Annotated in this window: 17 protein-coding genes; 16 read left to right on the top strand and 1 reads right to left on the bottom strand. The window is 41.8% G+C overall.

The window, feature by feature from the left end; genetic code table 11:
* The first annotated feature begins 4 nt into the window (after positions 1-4).
* From N693_RS0111490 to N693_RS0111455, 7 genes are all read left to right on the top strand, one after another.
* A complete protein-coding gene (locus tag N693_RS0111490) occupies positions 5-1,306 on the top strand; it encodes a pyrimidine-nucleoside phosphorylase (RefSeq protein ID WP_025784944.1) in 1,302 nt (433 codons plus the stop codon).
* Between the two features lie 224 nt (positions 1,307-1,530).
* Positions 1,531-1,884 (top strand): anti-sigma factor antagonist, encoded by a 354-nt coding sequence (locus N693_RS0111485; RefSeq protein WP_025784943.1) that lies wholly within the window; start codon positions 1,531-1,533, stop codon positions 1,882-1,884.
* The gene (gene spoIIAB, locus N693_RS0111480; RefSeq protein WP_025784942.1) at positions 1,874-2,320 is read left to right on the top strand and encodes an anti-sigma F factor; all 447 of its coding nucleotides are present in this window, start codon (positions 1,874-1,876) and stop codon (positions 2,318-2,320) included. The genes N693_RS0111485 and spoIIAB overlap by 11 nt, the downstream gene beginning before the upstream one ends.
* Positions 2,321-2,323: 3 nt before the next feature.
* Positions 2,324-3,115, top strand: coding sequence for a SigF/SigG family RNA polymerase sporulation sigma factor (locus tag N693_RS0111475; protein ID WP_025784941.1), 792 nt, complete (start codon positions 2,324-2,326; stop codon positions 3,113-3,115).
* Positions 3,116-4,564, top strand: a complete 1,449-nt coding sequence (locus N693_RS0111470; RefSeq protein WP_025784940.1) for a spore germination protein — start codon at positions 3,116-3,118, stop codon at positions 4,562-4,564.
* A 111-nt stretch (positions 4,565-4,675) separates the two neighbouring features.
* The gene (gene lysA, locus N693_RS0111465) at positions 4,676-6,001 is read left to right on the top strand and encodes a diaminopimelate decarboxylase (protein WP_025784939.1); all 1,326 of its coding nucleotides are present in this window, start codon (positions 4,676-4,678) and stop codon (positions 5,999-6,001) included.
* A gap of 177 nt (positions 6,002-6,178) precedes the next feature.
* Positions 6,179-6,547 (top strand): GNAT family N-acetyltransferase, encoded by a 369-nt coding sequence (locus tag N693_RS0111455; protein WP_025784938.1) that lies wholly within the window; start codon positions 6,179-6,181, stop codon positions 6,545-6,547.
* On the opposite strand, the gene N693_RS0111450 is transcribed toward N693_RS0111455, so the two are convergent.
* Positions 6,544-7,056, bottom strand: coding sequence for a DUF309 domain-containing protein (locus N693_RS0111450; RefSeq protein ID WP_025784937.1), 513 nt, complete (start codon positions 7,054-7,056; stop codon positions 6,544-6,546). The genes N693_RS0111455 and N693_RS0111450 overlap by 4 nt on opposite strands.
* A 52-nt stretch (positions 7,057-7,108) precedes the next feature.
* Between N693_RS0111450 and N693_RS0111445 the strand changes: the two genes are divergently transcribed.
* From N693_RS0111445 to N693_RS0111405, 9 genes are all read left to right on the top strand, one after another.
* On the top strand, positions 7,109-7,870 hold the full coding sequence (locus N693_RS0111445; protein ID WP_025784936.1) for a segregation/condensation protein A: 762 nt from the start codon (positions 7,109-7,111) through the stop codon (positions 7,868-7,870).
* Positions 7,863-8,468, top strand: a complete 606-nt coding sequence (gene scpB, locus N693_RS0111440) for an SMC-Scp complex subunit ScpB (protein WP_025784935.1) — start codon at positions 7,863-7,865, stop codon at positions 8,466-8,468. The genes N693_RS0111445 and scpB overlap by 8 nt, the downstream gene beginning before the upstream one ends.
* Before the next feature lie 5 nt (positions 8,469-8,473).
* Complete coding sequence (locus N693_RS0111435) at positions 8,474-9,469, top strand: D-alanyl-D-alanine carboxypeptidase family protein (protein WP_253271192.1); 996 nt, start codon at positions 8,474-8,476, stop codon at positions 9,467-9,469.
* A gap of 213 nt (positions 9,470-9,682) precedes the next feature.
* Positions 9,683-10,414, top strand: a complete 732-nt coding sequence (locus N693_RS0111430; RefSeq protein ID WP_025784933.1) for a pseudouridine synthase — start codon at positions 9,683-9,685, stop codon at positions 10,412-10,414.
* A gap of 127 nt (positions 10,415-10,541) precedes the next feature.
* Positions 10,542-11,069, top strand: a complete 528-nt coding sequence (gene resA, locus N693_RS0111425; RefSeq protein WP_025784932.1) for a thiol-disulfide oxidoreductase ResA — start codon at positions 10,542-10,544, stop codon at positions 11,067-11,069.
* A gap of 15 nt (positions 11,070-11,084) precedes the next feature.
* Entirely contained in the window at positions 11,085-12,740 is a 1,656-nt protein-coding gene (locus N693_RS0111420; RefSeq protein ID WP_025784930.1) for a cytochrome c biogenesis protein ResB, read from the top strand.
* The gene (ccsB, locus tag N693_RS0111415; protein WP_025784928.1) at positions 12,740-13,924 is read left to right on the top strand and encodes a c-type cytochrome biogenesis protein CcsB; all 1,185 of its coding nucleotides are present in this window, start codon (positions 12,740-12,742) and stop codon (positions 13,922-13,924) included. Before N693_RS0111420 ends, ccsB begins: the two co-directional genes overlap by 1 nt.
* A 170-nt stretch (positions 13,925-14,094) precedes the next feature.
* The gene (locus N693_RS0111410; RefSeq protein WP_025784926.1) at positions 14,095-14,814 is read left to right on the top strand and encodes a response regulator transcription factor; all 720 of its coding nucleotides are present in this window, start codon (positions 14,095-14,097) and stop codon (positions 14,812-14,814) included.
* Entirely contained in the window at positions 14,811-16,577 is a 1,767-nt protein-coding gene (locus tag N693_RS0111405) for an ATP-binding protein (protein ID WP_025784924.1), read from the top strand. The genes N693_RS0111410 and N693_RS0111405 overlap by 4 nt, the downstream gene beginning before the upstream one ends.
* The last annotated feature ends 55 nt before the right edge of the window (positions 16,578-16,632 follow it).

Raw genomic sequence — 16,632 nt, 5'->3', positions numbered from 1 at the left:
AAGAATGAGAATGGTCGATGTGATTCAGAAAAAAAGAGATGGCGAGATGTTGTCAGAAGAAGAAATTCGTTTCTTCGTAAATGGATATACAGATGGCTCGATTAGCGATTATCAAGCGAGCGCATTTCTAATGGCGGTTTATTTTTCTGGTATGGACGCAGAGGAACAAGGCTATTTAACGATGGCAATGGTGAATTCTGGCGACCAAATCGATTTGTCAGCAATTGAAGGGATTAAGGTCGATAAACATTCTACAGGAGGCGTTGGGGATACAACGACGCTAATTCTTGCACCACTTGTAGCCGCATGCGGAGTACCTGTTGCGAAAATGAGTGGAAGAGGACTTGGACACACTGGAGGGACCCTCGATAAGTTAGAAGCAATCGAAGGATTTCATGTGGAAATCACGGAAGAACAGTTCGTGAAACAAGTGAACGATTTGAAGTTAGCGGTTATTGGGCAAAGCGGTAATTTGACACCAGCCGATAAAAAGCTATACGCACTCCGTGATGTTACAGCAACTGTAGACAGCATTCCACTCATTGCGAGCTCCATTATGAGTAAGAAAATTGCAGCGGGTGCGGATGCCATCGTGTTGGATGTGAAAACGGGTGACGGTGCTTTCATGAAAACTACTGAAGATGCAGAGGCACTTGCCCAATCGATGGTAGCGATCGGTAGAGAAGTAGGGCGCAATACGATGGCTGTTATTTCAGATATGAGTCAGCCACTTGGATACGCAATTGGAAATGCTCTAGAAGTGGAAGAAGCGATTGATACGCTAAACGGTAATGGGCCGGAAGATTTAACTGAGTTGTGTCTTGTTCTTGGCAGTAAAATGTTAATTGCTGGCGGAAAAGCGAAAGATACAAAAGAAGCTCGAAATCAGCTAAATCAGGTCATTAAAGATGGCTCTGCACTGGAGCTGTTTGCTAAGTTTCTTGAAGCACAAGGTGGTAATCCTGCCATTGTGAAAAATCCTGAACTTTTGCCGAAAGCTGCTTTTCAAATTGAAGTGAAATCGACAACTACTGGATTTATAACAAAGATGGAAGCGGATGAAATCGGCGTTGCAGCTATGCTGCTTGGAGCTGGAAGAGCAACGAAAGAAGACGATATCGACTTGTCAGTGGGCATTGTCCTGAAGAAAAAAATAGGTGATGCTGTTAAATCTGGGGAAGCGATTGCCGTCATCCACTCAAATACAGAAAACATCTTGCAGACCGAAAGTTTGCTACTTAAGCATATTCATATTTCACAACATGCGCCAAAACGTCCTAAACTGATTCATAAAGTCATGGAATAAGATGAACTAAAAATGAGAAAAGCACCATTTCACGATTGTTGTGAATGGTGCTTTTTTTATGTGAAAAAAAGAATAGTTGTCTAAAGACTGTCAATTTTGGACAGTCTGAGTGTAAGTTCTGTTGTCGGTTCATGTAACGTGAACACTAGTTTTGACTAGTTTTGTCATGAAGAAGGGTTCCGCTTTACCGCCGTTGAATAGTTGGCGAGAAGGAGGGGTTGACGATGACAGATATAGCAATTACAAAAAACGGCATCATAGTTGTGACGTTACGCGGAGAATTAGGAAATCATGAAGCCAATCGCATTCGAACACAAATTTCATCGGAAATCTTTAGTGGAAAAGTACATGGGGTCATTTGGGATCTGACACATCTCGGTTTTATGGATAGTTCAGGGATTGGATTGATTTTAGGGAGAATGCGAGATCTTGCTCCGCAAAATGGAGAGACGCTCATACTAAATCCCTCGGCTACTATGGAGAAAATTTTTCAGTTTTCAGGACTTGGCACAGTGGTGAGGCATTGCAACGTAGAAAAAGCTATAGGTGAAATCGGAGGGGTTTTACATGAACAATGAGATGACATTGTCATTTGTCGCAATCGAAGAAAACGAAGCGTTAGCTAGAATGACGATGACGTGTTTCATAACACCTTTAGATCCGACGATTGAAGAGTTATCCGAATTTAAAACGATTGTTTCTGAAGCTGTGACCAATGCAATTATTCATGGCTATGACTGCGATGGGAAAAGAAAAGTGACCATTCATGGGAAAATTGAAGACAGTAAAGTGACGATGAAAATTACGGACGAAGGAAATGGTATTTTCGACGTAGATCAGGCGATGGAGCCAATGTTCACAACGAAGCCATTATTAGAAAGATCTGGGATGGGATTCACAATCATGGAAAGCTTTGCGGACAATTTGTCAGTTGAATCCGCAATTGGACAAGGGACTGTCGTGCGGTTTGAAAAAACATTTTCTCCGGTCACGGAAAAAAGCAGAATGAGGTGACCTATGGAAATGTCTGTTGAAAAAAATGGAGCACTTCTATCCCAAGAGGAAATGCGCATGCTGATTCAACAGTCCCAAGCAGGCGATAAGGAATCCCGCAGACGTATGGTGGAAGGGAATACACGCCTCGTCTGGTCAATTGTTCAGCGGTTCGCTTCGCGTGGTGCAGACTTGGAGGATCTGTTTCAAATCGGCTGTATCGGTCTTATGAAATCGATTGATAAATTTGATTTGTCTTATGAAGTAAAGTTTTCAACGTATGCAGTTCCAATGATAGTCGGGGAAATACAACGATTTCTACGAGATGATGGAATGGTGAAAGTGAGTCGATCCATTCGTGAACTCAGTTTTAAAATCAGACATGCGACAGACAGTTATGTGAAGGAGCATGGAACTTCACCTTCCATTTCTGAGCTCGCTAAAACACTTGAAGTCACGATAGATGAGATTATTTTAGCATCTGACGCTTTGAGAGATCCAGCATCCTTGCATGAACAACTGTACGACAGTGATGGAGACAGTTTGACACTGATGGATCAGCTTAAAGATGACCGTTCTACCCGGTTATTTGACCACATACCTTTGCGAGACGTTGTTTCGAAACTTAACAAACGAGATCAGACAATTATTTACATGCGCTATTATTTAGATTGCACACAAAGTGACATTGCAGAACGAATTGGGATTTCTCAAGTCCAAGTGTCACGATTAGAAAAGAAAATTCTAGCCCAGCTGAAAACATGGATGGGTGCAACCGCAGAAGAAACGTTGGATAAAGCGAGGGCTGATCGATAAATGAATCCATTATTTACATCTAAGACTGAAGCACAAGCGTGGTTTGTCGATAAGTTTGGAACGGGAGAAACGTATGATGCCGTAACACGAGAAATTCATTTATGGGAAATGCCTGTTCTTCTTCTATACATTAATGGGCTTGTTGATGGGCAGACGATCACGACGTTATTAACTGAAATGCAAGATGCAGATAGAGGAAGTGAAGCTTCTCACCATTCAGGTGAGAAGCTGCTCTCCTACTTCCCATATCACGCAGTAGAGCAACCAAAAAGTCGGGACGAATTTTTAACATCACTTTTGAGTGGACTTGCAGGGTTCGTGTCTGATGATGGTTTCACTTTCCTTATCGACATTAGAAGTTATCCTGGGAGACAACCAGAAGAACCTGATAATGAAAAAGTAATAAGAGGGTCCAGGGATGGGTTCACCGAGAACATTCTTCAAAATACAACTTTGATAAGAAGAAGATTACGGACACCGAAACTGCGATTTGAAATGCATAAAGTATCTGCGGTTGGAAAAACAGATGTTGCCATCTCCTATATCAAAGGAGCGGCCAATGAAGATATATTAGACGGTATTCGTAAAAGAATGGATGAAATTGAAACAGATGGGCTAACGATGACGGATAAGTCATTGGAAGAATTTCTATTCAAGCAGAGGTTTAATCCGATGCCATTTGTTCGATACACGGAACGACCTGACATTTGTGCAGCACACCTCTTAGAAGGACATATTGCTCTTGTTGTCGATACTTCTCCATCTGCTATCCTCGTGCCGACCACAATTTTTGATCATATGCAACATGCAGAAGAATACAGACAAGCTCCCTTTATAGGGACGTTCGTTCGCATGATTCGCATGGCAGGTGCAATTTTCAGTCTTCTATTGCTTCCATTTTGGTATTTACTTGCAACAAAAACTCAACACATTCCTCAGTTTTTGCATTACATTGGTCCGGATGATCCCGGGGCTGTTCCATTATTCGTCCAGTTATTACTTGCAGACCTAGGAATAGAAGTACTGAGGATGGCAGCCATTCATACACCGACTCCGATGACGACCGCCATGGGGCTAGTTGCTGCAATCGTCATTGGACAAGTGGCGATTGATGTCGGCCTATTTACACCCGAAGTGGTTTTATATGTAGCGGTTAGTGCCATTTTAACATTTGCGATTCCTTCTTATGAATTGAGTATTACAACTAAGATTTTCAGGATTGCCTTACTTATAGCTGTTGCTGTTGCTGGAGCACCAGGGTTTTTCATTATGCTTGCGGTATTGTTCTACTACCTGAGTTCTATGAAGCCGTTAAATGTTCCCTACTTATGGCCGGCGTTGCCATTTTTCCCGAAAGCGATGCTCCGCGTAATCCTGCGTCAACCGATGACTGCGGATATGCCAAGACCTTTTATTACACACTCTCCTAAGCGTAATCGAATGCCGTAAACAATTGCCTCACCCTAAAAGTTGTGATAAATTTGTCCATAGACAACTCCTTCTACAATAGGAATCTGTAAGAGGAGATTTATCGCAATTATTGGAGTGGAGGCGTAACCGATGGACTTATACGGAACTCAAAAGGTGAACGACAAAGGGCACTTAGTCATTGGTGGCACAGATGCGATTGATCTTGCGCATGTTTATGGCACACCGCTTGTCGTCTATGATACTGCGTTATTTCGTAAGCGAGCAGCAGGTTTTCAAAGTACATTTAAAGCGATGGGGATAGAAGCTCAAGTTGCTTATGCAAGCAAAGCGTTTTCTTCGGTTGCCATTTATGAACTAGCCGCACAAGAGGGATTGTCCCTAGATGTTGTTTCAGGCGGAGAATTGTTTACAGCTGCGAAAGCTAACTTTCCTAGAGAGCGTATTCACTTCCATGGAAATAACAAAAGCTATATGGAATTAAACTATGCATTCGATGAAAAAATAGGTTGCATTGTCGTAGATAACTTTTTAGAGCTGTCCATGGTGAAAGAAATCGCATCTACCCGAAAACAGCAAATGAACATCTTGCTACGAGTTACGCCGGGTGTAGAAGCTCACACTCATGAATTCATTACGACTGGGCAAGAAGATTCCAAATTCGGTTTTGACCTTAAAAACGGACAAGCAGACAAAGCATTTGAACTTGCTTACGATGCACCATATTTACAATTGCTAGGACTCCATTGTCATATTGGATCTCAGATCTTTGAGACGGATGCATTTACACATGCAGCAGAAGCACTAATGAAAAAAATGCAAGTGTGGAAAGAAAGCCATTCGTTTGTTTGCACAGTTCTGAACCTAGGTGGAGGATTCGGAATCAGGTATACGGAGGAAGATCACCCGCTAGAACCCTCTCAATATGTAGAAAAAATGGCTGAAGTCGTCTTAGGATTATCAAAAAGTTGGAACTATCCACTTCCCGAAATTTGGATAGAGCCAGGTCGGTCACTTGTAGGAGATGCAGGAACAACTCTCTACACAGCTGGAAGTGAAAAAGAAGTGCCAGGAATACGCACATACATTGCAGTCGATGGTGGGATGTCGGATAATATCCGCCCCGCATTATACGATGCAAACTATTCAGCGGCAGTTGCAAATCGGATGTTTGATCCTCATGATACAACCGTTACGATAGCGGGGAAATGCTGCGAATCAGGAGATAAGCTCATTGTGGATGCAAAACTAGCGGACGTTACTGAAGGCGATATCCTAGCAGTGTTTTGTACGGGGGCGTATACGTATTCAATGGCGGGGAATTACAATAGACTTCCTAGACCTGCTGTAGTTTTTGCAGAAGAAGGACATCACCAAATCGTTATCCGACGAGAGACTTATGAGGACATTACTCGTTTAGATCTCTCCCTTCAACAGAAGGTGAGGAAAGAATCGTAATGAAAAAGCGTAACCTTCTTTTGTTTTTGGGAATTGTCATTATGGCATTAGTTTGGGGAGCGGTATATTGGTATTTGGTTGTACCGATTATTGATCCGCGCTAAGACCCAAGTTGATAAATGATCGACAATCCTGTAAAATCGAGCAGATAGTATTATTGAAAGTGAAGGGATACCCATGAAACTTGTTCGTTATAAAAAAGCGTATCACAAAATAGCGATGGGATTTCTTTCATACAGTTCCGGTGACCAGCCTGTCAAACAACTCCAAGAAACCATGGCCCGTTATGAGACAGATGATAACTGGGAAATGTATTTGGTGAAGGAACAAGAAGATCTCATTGGCATTGTCGGTGCAGAAGTTGCAGACCAGTCATTTGTCGTTCAACACCTATCCATCAACCCCTCCTTTAGGGGCGAAGGAATCGGGAAAGAAATGGTTGCCAAACTGCAAGAAGAATTTCCGGACAAAACTCCCTATGGGAATGAATATACGGATGCATTTGTCAGTAAATGTGTTCTGGAAGAAACAAGAGCGGAACGCTAACGTCCGCTCTTCTTCTTTTCGTTGCGAAGTTTTAGAATATCACTTCTGTCTCTAAGCATATGTTTATGAATAACGTCATCGCTGCCGGGGGTCAGTAAATATAGGTTTTGTTTAGTTTGGTGGACTAATTCAATTAGTTGCTGAGAGTGGATTGAAAGTTCGATAGCACGGAACGAATTTCCGTCTGAAATCTCAGATTTTGCAAAAGTAATGTCTTGAATAAGTTGGTCAAAGTCAACTATTTCTAAATATTCATCGTATTTGGATGGGAGAGTGGTGAATCTCTGATGTGCCTTGGTGATTGTTCGTAAAGCTCCATCCAGATTCCCGCGTCTCCAATGATACATCCCCGTAGACAGTAAAATATAAGCAGTAAGTGGATGTGCCTTTGAGTACCCAGGAATCGACTTCCAATATTCTTCTAATACTTCATGGCCCTCGAAATAATCTTGATTGTCATTAAAATATACAAGAAACTCGACGAAGAGCGGATGAAAATAAGGATGCATACAGTCACTCCTATTCATTAGTCCATCTGCTGTGAGCAGAAAAGGTGAAAAAATGTCTTATAATGTAAAACTAGAAGCATTCGAAGGTCCACTAGATTTATTGCTCCATTTAATCAACCGATTGGAAATTGATATTTATGATATTCCAATGGCGCAGTTAACAAACCAATACATAGAACACTTGCATGCGATGCGTGTACTCGAACTTGATGAGCTAAGTGAATACTTGGTTCTTGCCGCAACATTGATAGAAATCAAAAGTAAAATGCTACTTCCTGTGCACGAAGGGGAGGTGTTCGATGACGAAGGGCAAGAGTTCGACATGGAAGAGGACCCCCGGGAAGAACTGATCGCACGAATACTCGAATACAAAAAATACAAAGAAGCAGCTGTGCAACTGAAAGAATCTGCTGATGAACGTGCTGTCCACTATACCAAACCACCCACTGAAGTGGAAGCATACGGTGCCGTGGCCCCAATAGATTCTGGTGATGAACTCAACGTGTTTGATCTTATCGGTGCGTTTCAGCGCATGTTGCAGCGTAGGAGATTGAAAGCGCCTATGTCTGCCAGTATAACAAATAATGAAATTTCTGTCGGTGAAAAGATGGATGAGATCATGAGTCAAGTAGAACGTAAGGGTGGTACTTGTGATTTTGAAGAGTTGTTTGAAGAAGGAGACATTAATGGTTTAATTATCACGTTTTTGTCAATTCTTGAACTAATGAAACGAAGTGATATTATCGTAGAACAACACGGGAATTTTGACCGGTTACAGATTAGAATGCAAATGGAGGAACGGACGTATGAATGAAGGTGACATCCTAACAGCTACCCTAGAAAGTTTTCTTTTCGTTGCAGGCGAAGAAGGACTGACGTTAAAACAGCTTGCTGCACTGACTGTTTGTACAGAAGGTGAAGTGACAGATGCTTTGGAACGGTTGCTAGCGGGATACGAAGAACGGAGAATGAGTGGGATTACATTACGTCAGTACGGAGGGGTCTTTCAGCTAGTCACTAAAGCGGAATACGCAGAGGATATTAAACGATTGTTTGAAAACCCTCCATCTAAAATGATGACACAAGCAGCACTTGAGGTACTGGCGATAATTGCTTACAAACAACCGGTTACACGTGTTGAGGTAGACGATGTCCGCGGAGTAAAATCCGAACGAGCTATTCAGACACTTGCTTCCAAAGGATTCATCATGGAAAAAGGCCGTTTAGAAGCGAGTGGTCGGCCGATTCTTTATGCAACAACGGCGTACTTTTTGGATCGGTTCGGACTCAATTCACTTGAAGACTTACCGCCGCTCCTTCAAGAAACAGAGGAAGATGAAGATACAGACCTATTTCTAACTAAGTTTCAAGACATATTAGAAGCTCAAGAAGAAGGAGGAAATAGTTTTTGAAAAAAGTGCTAGCTATACTGATGCTATGTGCTTCAATGGTACTCATGCCCATTCCAACAGCGACTGCTGCAGTAAATTCGTCATGGGTGGTCATCGATGCTGATACAGGAAGAATACTGGATGGAGACAATCCACACGATCAGTTACCGATTGCGAGCTTAACAAAAATTTGGACGGCTTTGACGTTTATTGAATCAGGTGCAGCTGGTGAAGAAATAGAGATTTCGCAGCGGGCGGCATCAGCGGAAGGATCGTCGATATATTTAGAACCGGGTAGCACCGTTCCGACGAAAGATTTACTGCATGGACTCATGCTTCGATCAGGAAATGATGCTGCCATGGCACTAGCTGAGCATGCAGGTGGATCTGAAGAAGGGTTCGTTCATCTTATGAACGAACAGGCGGATCTTTATGGACTAAAGGATACGCACTTCACCAATCCTTCAGGTCTTCATGATGAACAGCATTTGTCGTCTGCATATGATACTGCGATGATGCTCTACTTTGGGATGAAAAATAAGGAATTTAAAAAGATTGCTTCTACGGAGCAGTATACCCGGACGGGCAAACAACCCGGGGTTTGGGAAAACAAACATCGCCTTATCACCTCTGACACAGACGCGGTGGCGGGTAAAACTGGTTTTACGAAAGCGGCAGGCAGGACATTAGCCACTTACTTCGAGAAGAATGGGAAGAAAGTGATTGTCGTTACATTGAACAGTGGGAATGACTGGAACATTCATAAATCGCTTTCAGCGAAAGTTTTCCAGGAGTATTCTGTTGTAACTGTTGCTAAGAAAGGGGAGTATTCAGTCTTGCCGGGCGTTACCGCCAAGTTGAAGAAACCTATAAAAGTGTTGCTCAAACCGGAAGAGAAGAGTAAAGTTAGTTCTGTCATGCTAATCCCGCGAGATGGGACACAATCATCACTAGGTCAATGGACAGTCTCGCTCGACCAAGAGCCACTGGTGACTGCGGAAGTAGAACTAAAACGCAAATGAAATCTTTTGTACGAAAAAGATGATTAGAAAAGTTGAAACTCTATGAAGCAGAGGACTACTTAAAGCCTCTGTTTTTTTCTTTTTTATGAAAAAGGGACAAACGTGATGGAAAGAGGTCAAATTCCTTTATATCAAGGAGGCTTTATGCGGTCTTCTTTTCATTTGCATAAAAATATGACATAATTTTTTAGACTGAAGAATGAGGTGACGGAAATGGAAAGACTACAAAAAGTATTAGCACGAGCTGGTGTTGCATCCCGTAGAAAAGCTGAAGGGTTAATCCTGGAAGGCAAAGTTAAAGTGAATGGATCCGTTGTAACAGAACTTGGAACGAAAGTGACAAATTCAGATAGAGTGGAAGTCGAAGGTATCCAAGTCGTCAAAGAAAACTTCGTTTACTATTTATTGTATAAACCGCGAGGCTACATTTCAACGGTTCACGATGAAAAAGGACGAAAGACAGTACTGGATCTTATGCCAGGCGTTGAACAGCGGATTTTTCCGGTCGGAAGACTTGACTATGACACGTCGGGTGTAATCATTATGACGAATGACGGTGATTTCTCTTACACAATGACACATCCGAAGTTCGGAATACGGAAGCAATACATTGCAAAAGTGAAAGGGGTTCCAACTCGGGAAGCACTCAAGAAGCTCGAACATGGAATTGAATTAGAAGACGGCTTAACTGCTCCTGCAAACGTTAAGATGCGTTCAATGGATAAAAAAACGCAAACTGCTCTCGTTGAAATTACCATTTCTGAGGGGAAAAACCGCCAAGTTCGTCGTATGTTTGACGCCATTGGATGCCCAGTTGTGAAATTACGACGGGAATCATTTGCATCGCTGACCACAGTAGGTTTGAATGCGGGTGAGGCGCGTGAGTTGACTACTCATGAGGTGAAACAACTGCGTGTTCTCGCAGAAACCGGTAAAATTGGCTGATTTGTGACACAAATGTTTCACAAAACACTCACGAACGAAGCCGATTAGAAAACACATCTTTGTTATAATGAAGGATGCTACGAACGATTCGAAGTACTAACGTTAGGGGGGGAAAGAGGTGGCTAAGATGGACAAAAAGAAGAAGCGCCTATTCATTAGAGGAGCGATCTTACTAGTCTTGGCGGCAGCCATTATCTTTGCACTTACTTCTAAGAAAGAAACAAAAGTGCTTGCTGTCGGAGATAAAGCGCCGAACTTTGAACTACAGGATATGAATGGAAAGAAAGTAAAACTCTCTGATTATGAGGGACAAGGAGTGTTTTTAAATTTCTGGGGAACATGGTGTCCACCATGTAAAAAAGAAATGCCGTACATTGAAAAGCATTCTAAGGAGTTCACAAACAAAGGTGTTCAGGTTCTTTCTGTTAATATCGGTGAATCCGAGTTTAAAGTGAATACATTTATTGACCAATACGGACTAACATTCCCTGTTCTGATCGACAAGAACAAAAGTGTGAGCCGAAATAGTTATAATGTGGTCCCTTTGCCAACGACAATGCTGATCGATAAAAACGGTGTTATTAAACAAATTGTTACTCGAGAAATGAGCGAAGCTGAAATTGTGTCTCTTATGGAGAGCATTCAACCCGAATAAGGAGCATGGTATCCAATGAGTAAAATTAAATGCCAGTGCGGTCACGAAAATCCTTTCGGAACCGTCCTTTGCGAAAAGTGTGGTCGACCGCTTACTGATGAAGCACAAAAAAGTGAAATGGTCGACATGCGTTATGAAGGATCCGCAAGACGTTCGCAAACCTATAAAAAATCAGTCATCGATAAGATTTGGAACTTCTTCTCTAGTGTTAAAATTGGTGTCAGTATAATTATTGCAGTTCTAGCGACGTCAGCAATAGGTACAATCTTCCCGCAAAAATTCTATGTTCCGGTGAGTGGGAATGATCCTTCAGAGTATCTGGAATACTATGAGCGCCTCTATGGTACTGTCGGGAAATTATACTATCAGCTTGGGTTTTATGATATGTATAACAGCTGGTGGTTCAAAGTTTTAATCGGCATGCTTGGAACTTCGATTATTATTGCTAGTTTGGACAGGGTAATTCCGCTTTACAAGTCATTAACAAAACAGCGTACGAAACGTCATCCATCCTTCATGAAACGACAACGAATTTACGGAGCAAGTAATGTCTCTGATCCCGATGAATCTTTTAACAATGCTGAAAAAGCTCTAAAGGATTTACACTATAAAGTAAAAGTCGAAGATGGTGCAATCCTCGCTGAAAAGAATCGGTTTGGACGTTGGGGACCCTACGTCAACCATACAGGACTTATCATATTTTTATTAGGTGTGTTAATGCGTGGTATACCAGGGTTTTACGTCGACGAAACGATGTGGATCCGCGAAGGGGAAACGCGAGAAATTCCAGGGGCACCTGGATATTTACTTGAAAATGTCGACTTTTCAGTAGAAACGTATTCAAAAGGAGAAGCGGACGAGGTTTTCGGTGAGGCAATCGATAATAACGGTGCCATCGTGAGTGAGTTCAAATCTGATGTTAAACTCTATAAAGAAAAAGAAGGTTCTCTACCAGGTTCTTCAGATGTAGAATTCATGAAAGAATATCCGATCATTGTCAACAAACCATTGAAGTTTGATGGGTATAGCATTTTCCAAATGGATTACAAAACAGGTGAATTGAAAACAATGACGTTCTCTTTGATGAACAAAAAGACGGAACAATCAGTTGGAGAATTCACAATCGATCTGAACGAGCCGGCTAAAGATTATGATCTTGGGAATGGAACTTCAATCGAACTCATGGAATATTATGCGGATTATGATGGAATTGTCGATGGACAGCCTTCATCAAAGTCTCCTATTCCGAACAACCCAGCATTCATTTTCAATATGAAGACTCCTGAACATCCAGATGGCGAGAAGAGTTTTGTTGCTATTCGACAGACTTTAGAAGTTGAGCCAAATGATTACGAGGCTAAGTTCCTCTCTGCTGAAACTAGAGATGCATCAGGTCTCACAATCCGTAAAGACAAGACACTTTATATTCTTTTGTTAGGTGGAATCGTCTTTATGATTGGTGTGATTCAAGGTTCCTATTGGCAACATAGAAGAATTTGGATTCAAAAAGGATCGGGTTCTGAAATGCTTATTGCGGCACACACCAACAAAAACTGGTATACACTTAAAAAAGATTTGGATAAAGTGAAAGAAGTAGCTACTCTTCCAACGTATACCGATAAGCAGGACAAAGAAGCTGTCATTGATACGACGGAAGGAGAGACAAAATAATGGATTACGCGGCATTAAGTGCGAATTTACTGCTAGTATCATTTATCGCCTACCTGGTCGGCACCTTATTTTTTGGAGGGGCAGTCAAGGTTTCTAAAACAGAAAAAACCTACAAAGATAGCATGTGGGGGAAAATCGGGATTGTAGTTACAATCATAGGTTTTGTTGCTCAACTAGGCTATTTCATAACACGCTGGATTGCAGCGGGACATGCTCCTGTCAGCAATATGTTTGAATTTACGACTGCATTCAGTATGATGCTTGTCGGATCATTCATTCTCATTTTCTTTATCTACAAAACACCTTCGCTCGGTTTGTTCGCGCTTCCGATTGCGATTGTCATTATTGCATATGCTAGTATGTTCCCGAGAGAAATCACACCACTAATTCCAGCACTGAAGAGTTATTGGTTGACTGTACACGTTATTACAGCGGCTCTTGGTGAATCTATTCTTGCTATTAGTGCGGTAGCCGGACTGATTTATCTTGCAAAGAACGTAGACTTGACAAAGAAGTCTAAAGAACGCTTTTGGCTTGAAGCAGTTATGTTTACGGTAGTTCTAGTTCTTGGATTTGTTGTTTCTTCAACAGCATTTAGCCTTTCGGGTTATGAAGCAGACTTTACGTATGTCGACAAAAACGGCAAAGCTTCTGAAATGACGTACAACATGCCGCCTTTGTTTGGCATGAGTGAGTACGAACAGGTCACAACAGACACCATGAAACCATGGTTCGAAATGCCGGCAATCGTCAATGCGAAAACACTAACTACATTTGTATGGTCGCTATTTACGGGAATCATTCTCTATATATTGATCAGACTCATTTTCCGACGACCGATTGCTGCACTCTTGCAGCCATTCGCAAAGAAAGCTAATTCACAACTGATGGATGAGATCGGTTATCGATCCGTGCTCATCGGATTCCCAGTATTCACACTTGGAGCTCTTATTTTTGCAATGATTTGGGCACACGAAGCGTGGTCGCGATTCTGGGGCTGGGATCCGAAAGAAGTATGGGCCCTCATCACTTGGCTCTTCTACGCAGCATTCTTGCACCTTCGCTTATCACAAGGTTGGGAAGGCAAGAAATCGGCATGGCTTGCTGTTGCTGGATTCGTCATTATCATGTTCAATTTAGTAGCCGTCAATCTAATCATTGCGGGTCTACACTCATACGCATAACGAAAACTGTGCAGCCAATCCGCTGCACAGTCTTTTTATGCTTTTAACTGTTTTGTTTCCCGAATTCCTGCACAATGGGCAATGTATTAGTGGCAAATAGGTATACTAGTTTCTTTTTTCACGCTGGACAAGTACAATGAAAGAAGTAGTTTTGAAAGGAGCAATCGTCAATGGATGAAAACTTAAAATTGCTCGTCGTGGACGACGAAGACCGAATTAGACGGCTTCTTACGATGTATCTCTCTCGTGAGGGGTATGAGATGGACGAAGCATGTGATGGTGCGGAAGCGCTTGAAAAAATTGAAGAAAATCATTATGACTGTATCTTACTTGACGTCATGATGCCTGAAAAAGACGGAATGGAAGTTTTGGAAGAACTAAGAATAGCTGAAAACCAAACCCCAATTATTTTATTAACCGCAAAAGGGGAAGAATCTGACAGGGTCACAGGGTTCGAAACAGGAGCTGATGACTATATCGTCAAACCATTTAGTCCACGTGAAGTAGTATTGCGTGTAAAGGCGCTATTACGCCGTGCTGGTTCATTTAACGGATCTCCGTCTGCTGCAACCTCTAAAGACTTAGTCGTTTTCCCGCAACTTACAATCGATCACGACGCACATCGAGTCACGGCCGAAGGCAAAGAGGTCAGCTTGACGCCGAAAGAGTACGAATTGTTGTATTTTTTGGCAAAAGCACCAGACAAAGTGTTTGACCGCGAGCAATTGTTGAAAGAAGTATGGCACTACGAATTTTTTGGTGACCTCAGAACCGTGGATACTCATGTAAAGCGCTTAAGAGAAAAGCTAAACAGAGTCTCTGAACAAGCAGCCAAAATGATTGTAACTGTATGGGGGGTCGGCTATAAGTTTGAGGTGCCGACTGAATGAATAGAATATGGAATTCAATCGTCGGGAAGCTATGGGCAACCATATTGCTTCTCGTTTCATTTGTCCTGTTTATTGTCACGGCTTTGTTGTTAGAGTTCTTTGATAACTTCCATACACGTCAAGCTGAAGAAACACTTGCGCGTGAGGCGAAAACAGTTGGGAGTATTATCATCGACCACGAAAACGAATCTGCCATGAAACTTGTCGTCAACGATATTTTGAATAATGGCACCCAGGCATTGGTTGTAGGTAACGATGGACAAGTTGCTTATTCGTTCCATGATGGTGTGGCAAATGTTGAAGCGATTGAAGAGAAGATTTTAAGTGATAAGGTCTTCAGCGAAAAAAATAATGATGAGAATTTCTCAAAACAAATGATTCTTCCTTCTTTAACTGAAAAAGAAGTTTCAGAACGCTATATTGTATCATCTACACCATTACCAAATGAAGGTGAAGGCTACGTTGTTGTATACCAAAGTTTTGAAGCAATCCATGATACGACAAAATGGACAACACATATCGTATTGCTTTCTGCATTTATCGCATTCATATTAACTACATTTTTCGCATTCTTCCTTTCAACACGTATAACCCGACCTTTACGGCAGATGAAAGAAGCTGCATTTGAGTTATCAAAAGGGAATTTCGATGCCAGGATTCCGGTGAAGCAAAATGATGAAATTGGTCAACTATCTACAGCATTTAACCAAATGGGTAGACAGTTGAAGTACAACGTGGAACTCATTAAACAGGATAAAGAACAATTATCGAGCATTTTGACGTCTATGACAGACGCAGTAATTACGTTCAACCGAGATAACACAATTCTGCTCAGTAATCCTCAAGCGGAGAACGTTTTGCAAAAATGGAAGTTTATCAATCAAGACTCAAAAGAACTGTTGCCTCCTGAAATTATTCATATGTTGGAGCACGCCGTCATGTTTGCGGAGGAAGTGGACGCTGAATTAGAACTTGGGAAAAGATTTTTTGTGGTGAAGATTAGTCCCTTATACAGCAAGAATAGCATTCGAGGAGCAGTAGCGGTCCTTCGAGATATGACAGAGCAACACCAGCTAGACAAATTGCGATCTGATTTCATAGCAAATGTTTCTCACGAATTAAGAACACCAATCTCCATGCTTCAAGGATATAGTGAAGCGATACTTGACGGGGTTCCTGAGACTGCCGAAGAAAATCATGAAATGGTGAAGATTATTCATGATGAATCTCAGAGAATGGGACGATTGGTAACAGATTTGCTTGACCTAGCACGGATGGAATCTGGACATATGCGTTTGTACAAATCGGAAATGGCGGTAATTCCATTTTTAGAACGGATGCGTAACAAATTCACGCAAGTTGCTAAGGATGCAAACGTCAATCTTGAAGTAGAACCTAATGGATCAGAAATGCTGCATTTGCAAGCAGATGAAGATCGTATTGAACAAGTTTTCACCAATTTAATCGACAATGCGATTCGGCATACACCTGACGGAGGGCGCGTAAAACTTTCTGTTGAGAAATATCCTAAATCAGTTGCGATCTCTGTAATTGATACCGGAAGTGGAATTCCTGAAGAAGATTTGCCTTTCGTATTTGAACGTTTCTACAAAGCTGACAAGGCACGAACACGTGGTAAAAGCGGAACAGGTCTTGGTCTTGCAATTGCGAAAAATATTGCGGATTCTCACGGTGGAAGTATTAGTGCAAGAAGAGGTGAAAAGGAAGGCACAATCTTTACGTGTGTGCTACCTCTAGAGTAATTTAACATGTAACTTAAGCAGTATATGTCCGTCAACTTATGTGAACGAGGAGGAT

The organism is Sporosarcina sp. D27 (genome assembly GCF_000586555.1).
Classification (GTDB): Bacteria; Bacillota; Bacilli; order Bacillales_A; family Planococcaceae; genus Sporosarcina.
The sequence above is the reverse complement of the archived record's forward strand: the minus strand, read 5'-3'. Positions and strand labels throughout refer to the sequence as shown.

Bases quoted from the DNA above. Each gene is read 5' to 3' on its own strand.
- ccsB (WP_025784928.1), top strand. From the start codon at position 12,740: ATGGATTACGCGGCATTAAGTGCGAATTTACTGCTAGTATCATTTATC.
- N693_RS0111485 (WP_025784943.1), top strand. From the start codon at position 1,531: ATGACAGATATAGCAATTACAAAAAACGGCATCATAGTTGTGACGTTA.
- N693_RS0111430 (WP_025784933.1), top strand. From the start codon at position 9,683: ATGGAAAGACTACAAAAAGTATTAGCACGAGCTGGTGTTGCATCCCGT.
- N693_RS0111420 (WP_025784930.1), top strand. From the start codon at position 11,085: ATGAGTAAAATTAAATGCCAGTGCGGTCACGAAAATCCTTTCGGAACC.
- lysA (WP_025784939.1), top strand. From the start codon at position 4,676: ATGGACTTATACGGAACTCAAAAGGTGAACGACAAAGGGCACTTAGTC.
- N693_RS0111475 (WP_025784941.1), top strand. From the start codon at position 2,324: ATGGAAATGTCTGTTGAAAAAAATGGAGCACTTCTATCCCAAGAGGAA.
- N693_RS0111445 (WP_025784936.1), top strand. From the start codon at position 7,109: ATGTCTTATAATGTAAAACTAGAAGCATTCGAAGGTCCACTAGATTTA.
- N693_RS0111455 (WP_025784938.1), top strand. From the start codon at position 6,179: ATGAAACTTGTTCGTTATAAAAAAGCGTATCACAAAATAGCGATGGGA.
- spoIIAB (WP_025784942.1), top strand. From the start codon at position 1,874: ATGAACAATGAGATGACATTGTCATTTGTCGCAATCGAAGAAAACGAA.
- scpB (WP_025784935.1), top strand. From the start codon at position 7,863: ATGAATGAAGGTGACATCCTAACAGCTACCCTAGAAAGTTTTCTTTTC.
- N693_RS0111490 (WP_025784944.1), top strand. From the start codon at position 5: ATGAGAATGGTCGATGTGATTCAGAAAAAAAGAGATGGCGAGATGTTG.
- N693_RS0111410 (WP_025784926.1), top strand. From the start codon at position 14,095: ATGGATGAAAACTTAAAATTGCTCGTCGTGGACGACGAAGACCGAATT.
- N693_RS0111405 (WP_025784924.1), top strand. From the start codon at position 14,811: ATGAATAGAATATGGAATTCAATCGTCGGGAAGCTATGGGCAACCATA.
- N693_RS0111450 (WP_025784937.1), bottom strand. From the start codon at position 7,056: ATGCATCCTTATTTTCATCCGCTCTTCGTCGAGTTTCTTGTATATTTT.
- resA (WP_025784932.1), top strand. From the start codon at position 10,542: ATGGACAAAAAGAAGAAGCGCCTATTCATTAGAGGAGCGATCTTACTA.
- N693_RS0111470 (WP_025784940.1), top strand. From the start codon at position 3,116: ATGAATCCATTATTTACATCTAAGACTGAAGCACAAGCGTGGTTTGTC.